The organism is Flavobacterium erigeronis (assembly GCF_054075165.1).
Window position 1 is genome coordinate 67,384 of record NZ_JBSKGP010000006.1, and the last position, 17,263, is coordinate 84,646.

General features: G+C 33.5%; 8 protein-coding genes. All 8 read right to left on the reverse strand.

Going from position 1 to position 17,263, the window contains the following annotated elements; genetic code table 11:
• Positions 1-6: 6 nt before the first annotated feature.
• Positions 7-3,387, reverse strand: coding sequence for an RHS repeat domain-containing protein (locus ACWA1F_RS13025; protein ID WP_456894172.1), 3,381 nt, complete (start codon positions 3,385-3,387; stop codon positions 7-9).
• An 818-nt stretch (positions 3,388-4,205) separates the two neighbouring features.
• The gene (locus ACWA1F_RS13030) at positions 4,206-4,601 is read right to left on the reverse strand and encodes a hypothetical protein (RefSeq protein ID WP_456894174.1); all 396 of its coding nucleotides are present in this window, start codon (positions 4,599-4,601) and stop codon (positions 4,206-4,208) included.
• 10 nt (positions 4,602-4,611) lie between these two features.
• On the reverse strand, positions 4,612-4,914 hold the full coding sequence (locus tag ACWA1F_RS13035; RefSeq protein ID WP_456894176.1) for a hypothetical protein: 303 nt from the start codon (positions 4,912-4,914) through the stop codon (positions 4,612-4,614).
• Positions 4,915-5,353: 439 nt separating this feature from the next.
• The gene (locus ACWA1F_RS13040) at positions 5,354-5,833 is read right to left on the reverse strand and encodes a hypothetical protein (protein ID WP_456894178.1); all 480 of its coding nucleotides are present in this window, start codon (positions 5,831-5,833) and stop codon (positions 5,354-5,356) included.
• Positions 5,823-9,398 carry a DUF6443 domain-containing protein gene (locus ACWA1F_RS13045; RefSeq protein WP_456894180.1) on the reverse strand — a complete coding sequence of 1,192 codons (3,576 nt, stop codon included), beginning with the start codon at positions 9,396-9,398 and terminating at the stop codon, positions 5,823-5,825. Before ACWA1F_RS13045 ends, ACWA1F_RS13040 begins: the two co-directional genes overlap by 11 nt.
• An 8-nt stretch (positions 9,399-9,406) precedes the next feature.
• Positions 9,407-12,799: an RHS repeat domain-containing protein gene (locus ACWA1F_RS13050; RefSeq protein WP_456894182.1), complete on the reverse strand. Its 3,393-nt coding sequence runs from the start codon at positions 12,797-12,799 to the stop codon at positions 9,407-9,409.
• A gap of 339 nt (positions 12,800-13,138) precedes the next feature.
• Positions 13,139-13,693 carry a hypothetical protein gene (locus ACWA1F_RS13055; RefSeq protein ID WP_456894184.1) on the reverse strand — a complete coding sequence of 185 codons (555 nt, stop codon included), beginning with the start codon at positions 13,691-13,693 and terminating at the stop codon, positions 13,139-13,141.
• Positions 13,694-13,716: 23 nt separating this feature from the next.
• Positions 13,717-17,259, reverse strand: coding sequence for a DUF6443 domain-containing protein (locus tag ACWA1F_RS13060; RefSeq protein WP_456894186.1), 3,543 nt, complete (start codon positions 17,257-17,259; stop codon positions 13,717-13,719).
• Positions 17,260-17,263: the final 4 nt, after the last annotated feature.

Consider the following 17,263-nt stretch of genomic DNA (forward strand, 5'->3'; position numbering starts at 1 on the left):
TAGGTTTTATTGCTTATAATTATACTCATTTTGGCTAACCAAATAGCCATCAGCATCTACAACTTTTATCAATTTTCCAAATTTATCATACTGATAATACATCGTATAGCCTTTTGTATCTGTAATACTAGTTACGCCAATTAAAGGATCATAAGTATAAGTTGTTACCATAGCATTTACTGCTGCATTTCTTAAATTAGTTAGTGCAGTGCGTAGTGTGTTTTCCAATGTTGCTGAATTATCAGAATTTGAAGCATTTACAGCATTCGTAATAGAACTCTGAATGTTTGCGGCATCTGCAGCGGTAAAATTTTCAAGTTTAGCAATCGGGTATTGGTCATTGTATCCCCAAACATAATATGTTGATGGACCATCAGGATATTTGGCTTCTAGCAATTTTCCTTTTGCTGTGTAATTCTCAAAATTTAAAACAGATTTATAATAAGAACTATAAGCACTCTCAGAAATCGGAGAGTTAAACTCCGTATTAAATATGGTTTTAGGTAAGTAAAACCCCAAATTCAAATTGTTAAAGTACTCCGTTTTTTTACCTTCCGTTACAATATTATTTTTGATTGTAATAGTTTCTACTGGCGTCCCAACTATATTTTTGCTGACCATTCCATTACTTACAACATTATTAAAATCAAAAGGATATTTTATCTTTTCTATTATTTGGATATTGTCATTTGAATAAGAAGTAGATTGAAGTAAATCCTTAGAATTGTAACCATAATTTGTTTCCGAAATCATACTTTTTCCATCATCAGTTTTGAGGGTATTGGTAAGTTTTGTTTTTAAAGGGTATTCAATTTTGTAATAATACTCTAGGACATCACTATCAAATCTTTTCTGTCCTCTGTCTCTAAATGCTTTTATAAGATTACTGTAGGTTGAGGTATATTCAAATTCTTCTTTCTCTACAAGCGTCTTTGGCCCTCCTTGACTTGTTTTAAATTTTTCTGTAGATTTTAGCAATCCATTAGTGTAATTAATATAAACAGGAGAGTCTGGAAAATTATCATCAAACCTATCAGACTCATTATTATTATGAAAATTATATCTTGTGGTGGAAACATCATCTTCTTCGTCAAGAATATATTCTTCTACCCAGTCGTATGCTACAGAATTACCATTATTAAATGTTGATAAAGGAGCCTTAGATTCTGATACCTGCACAATACAACTCGCAATGTAATTTGGAATTCCTGCACGTCTTCCAAAATAATAAAATACAGGTTCTGTTAACATCATTCCTGTTTGATAAGTAAATCTTCTTCGTTTTGCATCAGTTATGATTTCGCTTATTCGAATACCTGCTGCTGTATAATTAGATGTTGGACTTGGAGTTGTCGTTGTATTTTCATAATACAATCGCCAATAAGCCAGTACATCTTTCGGTGGTGTATAGGCGGTAAATTCATACGTACCAGGATCTAACGTGTATTGCTTAATTGGTACCGAAGCTTCGCTTCCCTGTCCCAAAGGAGCCGATCCATGTACAAATTCATAAATGTGAGGACAATCATAAGTGTAAAGAGTATTTAAACTTGGGCTAATTTTCCTTATTCTACCCAAAGGATTTGAGTTAGAGTTACCATAATAATAACTTGGATCTATCGCACCTGTAGAATTTTCCAAATTTCCCGTAATCGTTAATGTGGTTGGATTAGTAATTTGGAAGGTATAAACGCGAGAAGGTGGATAAAGATCTTGATAAGGATTAGTGCTATAATAATTATAAACAGGCAAATCTTCTTGCAGATAATTGGTAAATGGGGGCGGAACCTCGTAAGTATTATTTTGAAAATAGCCTGCAGGAATCAAATTCGGTTCATATTTGTATTCTGCTGTTCCTCCTGTTGGATAGGTGATTTTTTTTAGCGTTCCAATGATAGCCTTACTAAAGTCTCCCTCTTTTTTAACTCCTGTATAATTTATATTGTTGATTTTTAATCCAATATAATAGTTTTCGCCATATGTTTTCCCATTCTGAAATCCCCAATAATCAACATTTTTAGAATTTTTGGCTGGAAAATTGCCTTCAAAATAGTCGAATTTATAGCCAGAATTAAGAGGAATGTTTGCAAAATATGCTGTGTTATACTCATTTGATGATGGATTCTCGGTGGTATATTCTGTAAGCTTATTTAATTTTAACCTTTTAAAAACATTAGCATACGTAGGATTTCCATTATAATCATTATTAAAATAACTGTAATCAAATTTGTAACATTTTATTAATGTATTAGTACTGTTATAAACACATACTGCATCTAATTTTTTACTATCTCCTTTTATATCTGATCGCTCAGAACTTGTGAATTCAACACGACCAAAATCACCTGAAATTGTTTTTAGCCTTAAGGCGGTATTTACCACTTTTGATTTATAATAATAAAGAGCTGTTTGGTTATTATAATTGTAATTCTCACAGGATTCTTGAGTTGGAAGATATTGCATCTCTGTATCATAAGTAAAGTTCACCTCGTTTCCTTTGTTTGTAATTATTTTACTAAGACACCAACTTGTTACCATAGCATAAGGGGCCTGTTGGTTGGGTTGAAAAAATGTCTCACAGTCTAAACGAAATGGGCTCCATTCTATAAAACTTGAGGGATCACTATCATATTTAGTATTAGAGGTTTGTATATTTTTGTTTAACCAACCAAGGCCAGAATAATTTCTTGTTATTTCCCATTGGTTATAAAAATATTGATTTCCTTCTTTATCTGTTACTTTAAAAGTAACGACACCTGGTGATCTCATAATTTCAATTTTTAAATTATGGGATTTATCAAACAAAACTGGGCCTCGTGATTTGTCAAGTATAAATTTACCATTCATGTTTGGCAAGCTATAATAAAAGATATCAGGCTCAGGATCATATTTTAAATCGTAATTAAGTTCTCCTAAAACTCCTGAATAATAGCATGATACTCCTGGATACCCACGCATTTCATAATGATTATCAAGCGTAGAACCTATATCAGGAGCATCATAGTAACCATTTTGGCAATATTGATAATTTTTGTCAGAACCTAGTAATAAAAAATCATCAACACTTTTAACTGTTCTCGATATTCTGCTACCAACATCAAGTGACCACCCTAATCCTACCCAAGTGGCTTCTTGATCCGCCCTTATGCCTGAAGCGTGATAATTAAGATTTATAGGAAGTTTAAAATCATCTGAATTGATTTCATAAAGGGGTATACTTATATTTGGTGTTCCAGTATAATATGTAACAGGCGAATCTGCATATTTAGCCAATTCAGCCGCCTCTGGAGTCATAGGTGTAATATGAGGATACGCTGTATCTAGATTTTGGGAGTAAATGTTCATTATGCCCGTAAATGTAATGAGAGCAGTAATAATTTTTTTCATAATTTAAGTTTAGATATTAGATTTTTTTTTGGTTTTAATGGCAATAGTTTTTATTTTGTAAGGCATGTTCAAAATGAATAATTTTTCAACAAGTATACTAGTTTTTTATGAAAGTTTAATATTACAATTGCAAGAATATGTTAACAAAGAAAATCTTATTTGTTAATATGTTTTAAAATGTAATTTGCTGCAAATAAGGTTTGTACTGTGGGAAAATAATTAAAATACGGTGTCCTAGTAAAATCAGCATCTAAGCTTTAAAATAAAAATTAAATCTTACACCTGTAATCTTTGAAAAATGTAATTTGTTACCTAATTAATTTGTAATTAAAATTGATATTTATTTTTTTGAATAGGGTAGCGTTATAAAATTGTTGCACTTAAAAAGAAATTTTATAAAACGTATTTGGCTATTTAGCTAACTTTAAAATAATTCTATTTTGTAAACAATGAAAATGGAAAGTTTTAAAACAAATCTGTATGAGGTAGAAATTAGAAAAAGAACTGTTTAGGAATGATAAAAATGATTGCGAGATAAATGGCTTTTTACTTTAATTAGTATTTAGAGTGGAGCAATTGTACTAATGATTTTTTTTGATGAATTATATACCAAGTAAAAAATGCTCAAAAGTTTAGAGACATTTGTGTAGCTTTCAGTTGAACATTTTGCAGAGCGGGGCATTCTTTCAAAAAAATGCAAACCTTTTAAATGCACAAAACCCCGTCATTGGCGGGGTTTTTGACTAGTATTTATTCGATTCCTTTTTGTCGATTTTTTTTGCGTTCGCGAGCAAGATGCTCGCGCCAGCAGGGGGTGTTTATTTTTCTTTCTTATATTTTTTTAGATATTCATTGGCCATTTCTCTTGTTTTATTATCAACTTTTGGTGAATTTAAAATATAGTATACGTCGTAATAAGCTTGGTTATAATGATATTTATTAGCCATTATAAGAGAATAATATAATGCTGATGTTTGCTTTTGTTCGCCAATATTATAGATCGATTGAATTTCAAAATAGGCTTTTGTGTCTCCATATTCTATAACTCTTTTACTTAAAGAATCCATCAGCTCTATATTTTTCAACTTCTTTTGAAAATAGCTAGCTGAATTTTCTGATTCTATAATTATTTCATCATCTTTTTTTTCTTTTTTACAAGAAGTGAAAATTGACAATAAAATAAAGAAAATTAGATTAACTTTAATTTGTTTCATAATAATAATTTTACTTTTTTCTTATTCTTTTTAAGACATCTGTATAAAGTTCTCTATGAACTCTTATACCATTTTTGTATGAGACCATATATCCTAGATTATCACCAGAATCTTTTATAGCATCGATTCCTGATATTTTATAAGTTCCATTCTTCAATTTTGAATAATTGTAATAACCTTCTGCAGCAACTACTCTCATCTTTGGATATGCTTTAGAAATTATTTTAGCCAGATTTACACCATTAATATCGTTGGTATCACCTGATTTACATGAAAACAAATAAAGAACTATTTCCAGCCTTATCTTTGGCATTTATCCAGTTTGGACTCATTTTTTCCATCATGCTTTCAAATGCTTCTACGCTAGTAATATTACCACCATTAATATAATCTTCAATAAGACCAGGCGCTCCATGTGTCTAAACACTAAATATTCCGTCTCCTTTTTTATATTTTCGAGTATTTACGATTATTAAAAACATCATCTTTAAAATATGTGAATAAATTTACTGGAGGCCCATCGTCACTAATGGTACCAATTTCTTCTAATTCGCCGACGGTTGCATTACATTTATCTTTATTTTTGTCATCCAACGTCTTTAGTATATCCATAGGTAACTCTGTGACTTTTAGAAAGTATAGAGTTTAACAACTATAAAAAAAATGCGCAAAGTCGGAGACGTTTGCGCAGCTTTTCAGTTGAACTCTTCGGGGCTCGGGAGCTCACAACACCATTATAGCCTTGAGTTTGTTTAATCACATTGAGGATTTATTTTTATTGGTAAATGGGGATATAAAAACCGTTCTATCGAATTCATATCTTCTACTCTCCAACTATAAACATCCATTTTTTTTATTCCATTTATATAAAACTCTTTTCTACTCACATCCGTTGAAAAACCTCCAATTTGAGAAGGTAAATCAGATATTTTATTTATAACAAAATTTAAACTATCTAAATCATTTTTTGAAGATATTTTAAAAGAGTTTATAGATTTTTCTAAATATAACTTTTCAAAAGGTCTTTTATAAAAATCCTTAGACTTACCATTAATTATTTCTCCATTTCCAGATTCATTAAAATATATTTTGTATACACATTCACCTGGTCCTCTAACCAATAGATAAAAAGGATATTTAGTGTAGTCTTCAGTTATTGTTTGCTTCTTACAACTTACTATTAAAATCGACAGGATAATTAATAATAAACTTTTTTTGATATTAAAAACCATAATTAACTCTTTGTTTATCTCCTTGTTCTTTACGTAATGAATTTTCTGTAGGGTATGAACCAGTTTTTTTTGAATCAGGTCTATAAAATCCATCAAAACCTACTGTATAAGCTTCTTCCTTATCGATTACTTCAGATTGAGTTTTACCAGAAGCATCTTTATAATAATGTGGAACATTTCCGTCCTTTACTTCTCCATTTAAAAACGCTAAACTATGAACTAATTCGTGATCGAAAAGGTTTGTTTGAGACATAACCTCTTTACTAACCTTACCAGTATTACTATCTTTTGCTAAATATAAGTGACCACCTCCTACATCGATTGTGGTATCAGTTCCTTTGCCATTTCTAGCGTCAGCCTGAGTTTTTGAATTATCATTTGTCGGACTTGTTGATGCTCCAGGTTTACCTGTTGCAATGTTTATAGTTAAAGCTTTATCACTTGATATTATATCTCTAATAAGCTCTGTTCCTAGTTTAAGATTACCAGTTCCTCTTTTTGCAATATCTATAGTGCCTGTCTTGCTATTATAAGCTAGTTTGTCATTTGTGATTTTTTGTAGACTAGATACTAAACCAGTTATTTGTTGATTTGTAAGTGTCTTTCCTGTTACTAAATCCTTTCTTCCAATAATAATCGGATCTCTACCATCAGGATCTATAAAAATTAATGGGTTATTGAAACAATAAACATAAGGACTATATCTACGCATTTTTTCTGCCAACGGGTCAATGTTCGTCCATCTTCCAAGTGCAGGGTCATAATTTCTTGCACCATAGTCGTAAAAGTTAAGACCCAGCTCGTCCTGAAGCTCCTTGCCGTTGTACTTATATTTATTATCCACACCATTTATACCGCCATTATATCCTTTATGCAGCAGCCCAAAGGCATAATAATTGTTTTCCTGTACAATTTCGCTAATGTTCACAGCACCGTTATTGTCTTTGTCCTGAAAGCTCAAACGTATATTGCCCAAGTGGTCTTTGTACTGGTAAATATAGCTATAATTTCCTGAACTGTTTGCAACGTATCCTTCCGGCTGTCCAAACTGTTTCAATGTGTTGTTCTCGTAAATAAAGCTGCCGGCATAATCGGTGGTGCTGCCAGTGCTTACGATTTTACGCTGTTTTACGCCTGATGCATCATACACATAATTTATGGTTCCGCCTGCCATATTTACAGTGACAGGGAGATTTAAATGATTATACGCTACAGCCGTAATGCCTTTGTTGGCATCGGTTTTCATATTACCGTTATTATCGTAGGTATATTCTGTTGCCGTATTGCTTCCATTATTAAAGCCTTCAGTATTCCCAGAAGCATCTTCCACTTTGGTAAGCCTGTTTCCAGCATCATAAGTATAGGCAAGATTGTCCATAGTTCCGAATGCCGTGGCAGCAGGATTGGTATTTCCTAATCTGAGGATGCTCATGATGTTTCCGTTTTTATCATAGCTCAGGTTTTCATTGTATCTGCCTGGGTTCAGTGCAGAATTGTCTGCTGCCTGAGTCAGGCGGTTTAAATGGTCATAGGCATAAGTGTAGCCTTTCAGACTGCTGTCCGCATTTGCTGTCTTCCAGAAAGTCTGGCTTATGTTTCCATTATACAGCGCCGTTCCCGATGTAGGAGTATTGTAATTGATCTGGAAGGCAAACAGGCTGCTTCCCGGTGCATTTACATTGTTTATTCCTTTAAGCCAACCTCTTATATTGTAGCTGTAATCCATATTCTGCAGACGCGATTGGGTTATTTTCCCTCCAACTGCTTTTGTTTTCAGCTGCCCTAAGTTATCGTAGGCATTCTGAGCAATGACTTCCTGAGCCTGTCCGTTTATGCTCTGCTTTTGAGCCAGCAGACGTCCTGTATGGTCATATTCAAAAACATCAGTAATGATAATTTCTGCATTGCTTCCTTTTTTATGCGTGCTTGCAGTTTCTAAAGCTTTGCCTGCAAAATCAAGCTTTGTTTTTACCGTCCCTGTCACTGCCAGATAATTGTTTTTGCTGTAATTATAAATCGCTCTTCCTTTTGAATCGTAATAGCTTGCGCTTGTAATCCAGCTGTTTGTTCCCAATACCCTTACTTTAGAGCAGGTTGCAAGCCCTTTGGCATTAGTAAGGGGAGTAACGCCGTAAGATACAGCCGCGGTTCCACCGTCCAGATCAATGCCGCTGTAATCATCATAATAAGTGATGGAAAACAGATCAATGCTCGTGTTTGGAAAAGCATTATTGGTGTAATTTACTGCTGTTCCATTAATTGTTAAAACCCCAGCTGTTCTGCTTTCAAGTATCGCTGAGCCATCTGCTGCTGCCTGTGCCTGCGTACGTGATAGGGCAGCGGTATAGTCCCCTGTGTAAACTGGTCTGCTGAAAGCGTCATATTTGGTAAAAAGCCATTTGTTGGAAGCCTTTAAATTGGCATCCTGCGTAAGTACGGGCCTGTCCAGTTTGTCGTAGACGATATATTCCCAGTCTTTTCCCGGCAGCTTTTTCTCTGCCAGACGGTTTCGGGAATCGTATCTGTACTGGTAGCATAGATCGTTTAAAACAGCTGCTGTAATGGCGCCGTCTGCTTTTGGCGGAATGACATAGGTTAGATTGCCATAAATGTCATAAACATAATAGGTTTCGTGCGGAACATTGGTTAAGACTCCATTTACCATAGAATTCCCGTATGTCTTTTTAAGCACTATTCTATCTTCTTTGTCCTTAAATTCTTCAGTGGTGTTATTGGTTCCAGAAGTCCAGTTCTCATTTTTAATGACTGTTTTATAAAGCTGGTTGGCGGCATAATACACGTTGGCTCCGCTATTGCCAAGAGCAATATCATATATTCCTTGTGAAGCATTCCATGCAGTCACTGCGGTAAATAATTTTACATTGTCTGCAGCGGCATTGGCAAGGTAGGCCGATTTTACTTCATGTCCCGATCCTTCTGCCCAAGCGCTTCCGGGCGCTGCCTGCGCCAAAATGCGGTTTAAGGGTGAATCTTCAAAAACTTTCTTTGAAAAAGGGTTAGGAACGCTGCTGCTAATGTCTGCAGCATAATTGGCAATATAATAATTATTGGCGGCTGTTTCGGCTCCTATTCTGTATGAGGCAACGGTTCCAGTGGCCATGTAGGGCAGATAGTCTTTATCCTGCCTTCCAAAGCCGTCATAGGCTACAGCTGTTACCAGATCTTCCTTGCTTGGAGAAGCTTTAATGGCAATGGACTGCATCGGCCTGCCTAAACCGTCAAAATAGGTGATGCCTTCCTTTACATCTTTATTGTTGGAAATTCCCGCCGAACTTGCCATCGGCGTTTGAAACGTTCTGGTGAAGATGTAATTTTCATTTGAAAAAGTGGGTGCGATATAGGAATCCGGATTAACAGTCGCTAAAAAAGTGCTTCCTGCCTGAATCAAAGTGTTCGGCTGTAATGTAATGCTCTGTGTAGCGATCAGTGTTTCTGATCCTGTTACGGTATAGTTGCTTTTAGTAATGTTTGCAGGAATCTGTGCGGTAGCTTTAAAGGAAATAAAAACCAACAGTACAGTTAAATGTTTTAAAATATTTTTCATCGCGTATATTAGTTTTTATAGTGATACTGGTTTTCAGAAATTAGATTGCCCTGTGCATCTTTTACAAACTGAAGTCTTCCGGCACTGTCATAGCTATAGGTAATTTTGTCGCCTTTAGGATCGGTAATGGTGCTTACCCCGACAAGCGGAAGATAAGTGTAGGTGGTTACCATGGCATTTGGCAGTGCCGATCTCAATGCATTAAGCGCAGCGATTAGATCTGCTTCAGTGCCCGTGTTTGAAAGGCTCTGCAGGGTTGCGACATAAGGCGCAACCTGGCTGTACACTGCGTTTTCCACTTTTGCTATCGGCTGCGATTTATTGTAGCCCCAGATAATGGAAACTGGGGTGCCGTTTTCTACGCTATATTCTATAACATTTCCATTGCCGTAAGCGGTTCCGCTAACCGCATCAGTATCATATAAATTGAACTTTATTTTACGGTTGGCATCATTAAAAGGAAAAGTTTCTACTAATCCTTTTGAGGAATGCATTTCTTTAGGCAAAAGCAGACTGCCTGTCGCGCTGCTCTGCTCATATTTAGTGATAGATTCTGAAGTCTGCACATTATTGACAAAAGTTTCTGTTTTTATGGGCTTGTCAATTTTATTCTGGTTTACCAGCTGCTGCATTTCTGCCGTCTGTCCTGTTGAAATCAAATCCTGAGGATAGCTCAGCTGTGTTCTCAGTGTTTCCAGTTTGCTGTTTATCGTTTCTGTTTTGGTCAGCTGGTAATGGGCAGGATTTTCATAGCTGTAAGTAGTTGTTTTTTGTGCTGTTGCAACTTCATTTTCGTCATAGTCCGTCTCGATAGTGGTGGTAATCTGTTTTTTTCCCTGTGAGGTTTTACCCATCGCATAATAAAACTGCCCAGAATAAAAGTCACTGCCTTGATTATATGGTGTAGCAAATGAAAGTGGGTAATCTCCAGGATGCACTTGTGACGGGAAATTATTGAAAACAACATTATAAGGTAGGCTAGACTGTTTTAGTATTGTATATCTATTTTCAACACTTTTAATTTTTTTGAATTTATTTGGCGTTATACCATCATTTTTGTAAGTATCTGTTCTAAGTAACGAGCCTTGGTTCCACAGATCATTTTTATAAAAACCAAAAGTATTCATGAGATTTAGAGTGGCCCCGATATTAAAAGAAAGCATGGTATTAAAAGCAGGATTTTTAAATATTGTTGGTAAGTTGGCACCCGAAATGTCAAAAAGACGAGTTATAGGTATGTTTTCATAATAATATTCAGTTTTTCCGTTTTGCTGTGTGCTATTATTTGAATCTATTTCAGTTACCTTTCCATAAGTAATAGAAGGTGAGCCTCCCATATTATTATCAAAGATCGAAGAAGTAGAAAAAATTGGCATAGCATCACTTTTTCTGTCTTCAGCAAATACACCTCTGACATAACTTCCATTGCCTTCTTCAACTAATACATTTTCGTTCTCATACTTGTAAAGTTTTGTAAACGAAGGATTGGCACTTTTGCCATCATAACTTTTGATAGATGCAATACGCAATCCGCCCACAAGTTTAGTTACTAAAGATGTCTGAGAGCCTCCATTTTCCTGCCATGAAGCCGTAATATAGGTAATTGGACAACCATAAGCAGATACCTGACCAGAGCGATACTCATAAGCACTTAGAGTGTGTGTGGATATTCCAAAATCAGCAGCAAATGTAACGGTTTGGCCTGGAAATTTCCCACCAGAATATAAAGGTCTGTTATAAATTACTCCATCATATACAACTCTTGTAGTTCCTCCAGACTCTTGTGTAGCTTCCGTAAAAGAATAAGTTATTTTTCCGCTTCCGGAAATATACGAAGAATTTGGAGTAAAAGGAATAGTTTGAGAAGAAGGCAGATTTGTTATATTGCAATTACGTCCATATGCAATTGCGGTTTCAGATCTATAATTGATAATAGGGGTTGATATGTTCTTGTAATACTTATTAGCTTCATATTCAAAAACTGTATAGCCGCCTTCTGGATAGGTTATTTTTTTCAATATACCAGATTGCATTAAAGTTTCATTTGCAGAACGATTCCCATTACCAACAGTACATGTTGCACTTTGATTAGCATAATCGGATATTCGTTGCACAATTGTTGGAGGCGATAAATTACCCGTGTTTCCATTTATATATCCCCAGTAATCTTTCCGCGTTGTCCCTCTTTCAGGTAGTGATGTACCATCATATTCAAAAGTATGTTTTACATTGAGAGTGTTATTTATAATCTGGTTTAGTTTTAAGGATTTCCTTCTACTGCTAAAGTTTCTTGCACTATTATAATCTCCTTCAGCTGCAGATGTTATAGATCCGCCAGATCTATCATAGTAAGTGTAATCAAAACTATATTCTTGAATTAAAGTTTTTACAGCATTTTTTAAACTGTATATACTTATTTTGTCTAGTTTGAAATCATCAACAAGATCCTCTCTCGTTTTTGTTGATGAAAAATCTATTACTCCATTACTAAAGTTTATAGAAGTTAGGTATTGTTTACTCGTATTTGTAGCGCCTGGAAAAATTGATTTTAAAACCGTATTACATGAAGCAAGAACACTGCTGCTTATTAAGGTTTCTCCTGTAACAATTTCATAATCTCTGGTATAGTCTATGGATTTGTATTTGAATGAAATAACATCATTAGGACTTTTGCTGTTTGCAGGAATAATTTCAGTTAAAAACCATGAAGAAATATAATCTGGTTTGTAAAAAGCAGTTACATTACGAACCATTTCATATGCATTATATCCGTCCAAACTTTGCCCAAATCGATAAATAGTACCATCATCTTTTGTTACTTCAATAGATGGAGTATTTGTAAAAAGTCCGTTATTAACTGAAGAGGTTTTCACCATAGTGTTTTGCAGATCTCTAAAAACAGGTTTATTGTCTACATAATAAAAAGTTCCTGAGAGTCCAGGAGCGTTTACTATAAATTCATCATAAGCAGTATCTACTTGCTCACCGCGAAATGAGTTGTATAATATTCGGTAATTGGCATCTGTAAAAGCTAAATTTGTAAGATCAGGAACAGTACCAACATCTGGTATGCCTTTTACATTTCTTACAATTGCTCCACCAGCATTTAAATTCCATCCTAAGCCCACCCAAGAAGCTAGCTCGTCCAATTGTATCCCAGAAGTGTTATAACTAAGACCTATAGGTACAGTCAATTCTTTGGCTTTTATCGTATAAAGCGGAATATTGACGTTTAATTTTCCTGTTGAATAATCTACAGGAAATAAGCCCTGTTTTGCAAAAGATGCTGCGTTTGGACTAACAGGGAAATAATTGGGTAGGTTGTTGGTAACTTGAGAAATAGCTGAATTTGTTATTAAAGCAACTAAAAAAAGAAATTTTAGAGTAGAAATTTTAGGCATATTGATTTATCGTTTTACTAACTTTTTTTTGTAAGAAAAATCAAATATAATTAAAACAAAGTTCAAAAATGTTAAAATTTGTTGTAATATATTAACAATGTATTGTTCATTGTTAATAATGGTTTTATTTAAAAAGTAATCCAATCGTGGTGCTAAATTCGAATCTTGGTAAACATCATTACTACTAAAAAACAGTCACAAAATCTTGTAGAATGGATTTGCAATTTGAGTCTTGCAGGAATATAATGAACAAAAAAACCTCGTATAATTACGAGGTTTTTTTAATCAAAATTTTTATTGAGTTTATAGCTTTATATCTACGAAGAAAATATTTTCAAATTACTTATTGATTTTGTTCAAAGCAAGATTTCCTAAAACTATTTCAGCTTTAGGACCTTGGTTGGTATTTTGTAAACTCTGAACTTTCCATTCGATGGTTCTTTTTTTAGGCAATGTATCAAGACTTATAATAATATTATTTTGATACCCTTTATAAAAAGCATCCTTATCTGTGTAATCAGATCCAATAAACCATGTAGAGTAATATCCTTTTAAACTTTCTTTATCACTAACTATAATTAATTGATATTTATTGTTAACTATTTCTGCTTTTTCGTTTTCTGCTCCTGAATATCTCCACTGATATTCTAACCATGCAGATTTAACATTTATTGATAAAGTATCATTAATCTTATACTGTTTTTTACTCGTTGCATATTCTTTAATAAAAACAGCTCTTGTTTTTGATTCTTCTATACTTGTGCTCACTCCAATACCGCCATTTTCAACAAAGAAATTGCAAGAAAAACTAGATATTGAAATCAGTATGCACAATAAAACACTTAAAGACTCTTTTTTTTTAAGCGAGTGATCCAGAAAAGTTTTAAGCTTCATGACATTTTTTTTAATTAATAGATTTATTCAAGCGGCCCTACAATAACTTTATATTGTGGTTTAGGGGGAAGATTTGGTAAATGTATTACTCTTCCTCCACGATTATTATTTATGATATAACTCATACGCAGATTTGGAATTGAAGTTAAATAAGTATTTGGATTATATGCATCAGGGGTATATCCAGGATTTAATCCGCCGGCAACTAAAGCACGGGAGGCTACATCAATACAGCTTGCATATAAAACATTATAATCGCTATCTACAGCTTCTGCTGCGGCTTCTTTCATTTGTTTGTCAGTTTTAGCATCTGTTTTAATCTCATAAAGGCGTGTGTACGAACCTTCTTTATCTCTATTATCTTTGCTTAATAAGAAATTTTTTAAACTTCCAACATATTTGCCTTTAACTGGGTTTTTATCAGATGGTCCATATGATCCTTTGTGTTTTGTAGTACCATTTTTAGAATAATAATAATAACCAGTTTTAGGGTTTCCAATTAAAACAGCTGCATGTCCTAGATTATGAACGTGTGCGGGAGCACTTAATACTATAATATCCCTGCCGTCAGGGTCAATATTGTTTATAGTATTATTGTTAACATAATTAAATGGAGATAAAGCTTTATAACTTTCTGATGACGGATCCATTGTTGTAAATCGTCCAATGCCAGGATCATAATTTCTAGCACTAAAGTCGTAGGTATTGAGTTGTAGACCTCCAATGTTATCGTCTTGCAATTCTTTTCCTCCAAATTTATATTTTTGTCCTGCGCTATTTCCTTTTCCTAAAACAAATGCACTATTGAAATCTTTTTGTTTTAGACCAAAGGGATAATAGTTGTTCTCTTCAATAATTTCAGAATTAGTTATACTGCCATTGTTGTCCTTGTCGCCGTAGCTTAAGCGAATATTTCCCAGATGATCTTTGTATTGATAAATATAATCAAAAGTTCCTGCATTATTTGCTGCATAACCTTCTGGATGATGAAAAAATCTTAAAATTGAATTTTCGTATACAAAATCATCGGCGTATTCCGTTATATCATTTGCGTTTATTGTCTTGCTTTGTTTTATTCCATTTGCATCATAAACATAATCTATAGTTCCTGTTGTAAGGATTATTTTAACAGGCAGGTTTAGATGATTATAGAATATACCTTGTGTGGAAGATGTGCCAATACCTTTATTTAAATCGATGGTCAAGTTTCCATTAAGATCGTAATCATATTCTTTTGCCGCTGTACTGCCATTTTTGAAACCTTCATTGCTTGGCGATAAATCTTCAACTTTAACAATTTTATTGCCATTATCATAGGTGTAGGTTAACTCATCCATTTTTCCAAATGTGGCTGCATTATAATCTAGATTTCCAAATCTAACTAAACGGTTTATATTACCATTTTTATCATAGTTTATTTCTTCATTGTATCTGCCTGGATTATTGGTTGAATTATCGTCGGCATGTTTTAATCTGTTTAAACTATCATATGTGTAATTGTATTTTTTTATGCTGGAATCTATATTAGCTGTTCTAGATAATATTTGACTAATGTTTCCATTATACAATTTACCTGAACTGCTATCATTGTAATTTATCTGAAAACCAAATAAATCATTACCAGATACGGTTAAGTTATTATTATCAGTATCTGAATCATTTATGGTTTTTAACCAGCCACGAATATTATAAGTCAAATTAACATTTTGCAACGCAGGTTGAGATATTTTTCCGCCTACATTTTTTGTAATTAAATGACCTAAATCATCGTAAGTGTTTGAAACAATTTTTTCTTCGGTTTGGCTGTTTATTTTTTGATTTTGAGTTAAAACCCTTCCCATATGATCATACGAAAATGAATCCTTTATCGTAACTAATGGCTGGTTAAGTTTTTGATGTGTAGTGACAGTTTCTAATGTTTTGCCACCAAAATCGAGCTGATTTTTTAGAGTAGTTACAATATTAAGATAGTTGTTCTTATTGTAGCTGTATATTAGTCTTCCTTTTACATCGTAATATTTTACATCTGTAATCCAGCTGTTAGTTCCTAAAACTCGAGTTTTAGAACAAATGTTTAATCCTTTTGCATTTGTAATAGGTGTTGTATTGTATGAATCAACAGCTGTGCCTCCATCTAATTCTGTTCCTAGATTACTATAATTATCATAATAATTAACGGTGAATAAATTTATACTTGTATTCAGTACCGTACCTGTAGGAAATGAATTATTAGTGTAATTGGCAGAAGATGTTCCAATTGTGGTCGATGTAGTAGTTCTTGTTTCTAAAAGATTAGCATTATTATTAGCAGCTGTTTGAACAGTACTTCTAGTTAGATTTACATTATCTGTATATTCGCCAGTATAAACAACTCTGTCAAAAGCATCATACTTGGTAAATAACCATTTGCGATTTGTTCGTAAATTTCCATCCTGAGTTAAAATGGTTCTGTCTAATTTATCATAAATGATAAATTCCCAATCCTTTCCAGGCAGTTTTTTTTCTACAAGTCTATTTTTTGTATCGTATTTGTATTGATAGCATAAGTCATTTAATATAGCATCGGTTATATTTCCATCGGCTTTTGGAGATAATACAAAACTAAGATTTTCATAATCATCATAAATATAATAGGTTTCATGAGGAGTATTAGTTTCTACACCATTTATTACTGATAAACCATAAGTCTTTTTTAGTATAAGACGCCCATCTTTATCTGAAAATTCTTCTACGGTGTTATTGGTACCGCTTACCCAGTTTTCATCTTTAATTATTGTTTTGTATAGCTGACCTATATCATAATAACCAACTAAAGAAAGTGTGGGAATATATACATCCGATTGTTGAGTCAAACTAACTTTAAACAATTTTACTTCATTTAAAGCATTGGTTTGATAGACATTTTTAATTTCATGTCCATTGCCTAAAGCCCAGTCAAAACCTGGAGAAGCTTTTAATAAAACACGATCTAAAGGAGAATCTTCAAACTTTTTTTGAGAAAAAGGATTTGGATTAGCACTATTAACATCCGAGGGATAATTCAATTTATAATAATTGTTTGTGTTTGTCTCTGAATTATTTCTGTATGATGCAGAAGAATCAACATTGTCAATGTAAGGTAAATAGTCTTTACTTTTTCTTCCAATATTATCATATTCAAGACGAGTTACAACATCTTTGTAGAATGGAGATGCTTTTATGGCAATTTTTTGCATTGGTCTAGCCAAGCCGTCAAAATAAGTTATATCTTCAATTACATCCTTATTTGAGGTGATTTCAGCACTGCTTTTCAGAGCTTTTTGATAACTGCGGTTAAATATATAGTTTTCATTACTAAATATTAGTGCAGTGTAGTCATCTGATGAAATTCTCGCCGTAAAGTCACTCCCAGATTGGATTATAGAAGTTGGCTTAATTATTATACTTTCAGTTGCAATAAGAACTTGTGGACCACTGCTTGATGTAATTGTATAATCTGTTTTTTCTATAGTTTTAGGAGTTTGAGCATAAAATGCATTACCAATAAAAAACAATAGTATAAGTGAGTATTTTAATTGATTTATCATCGTA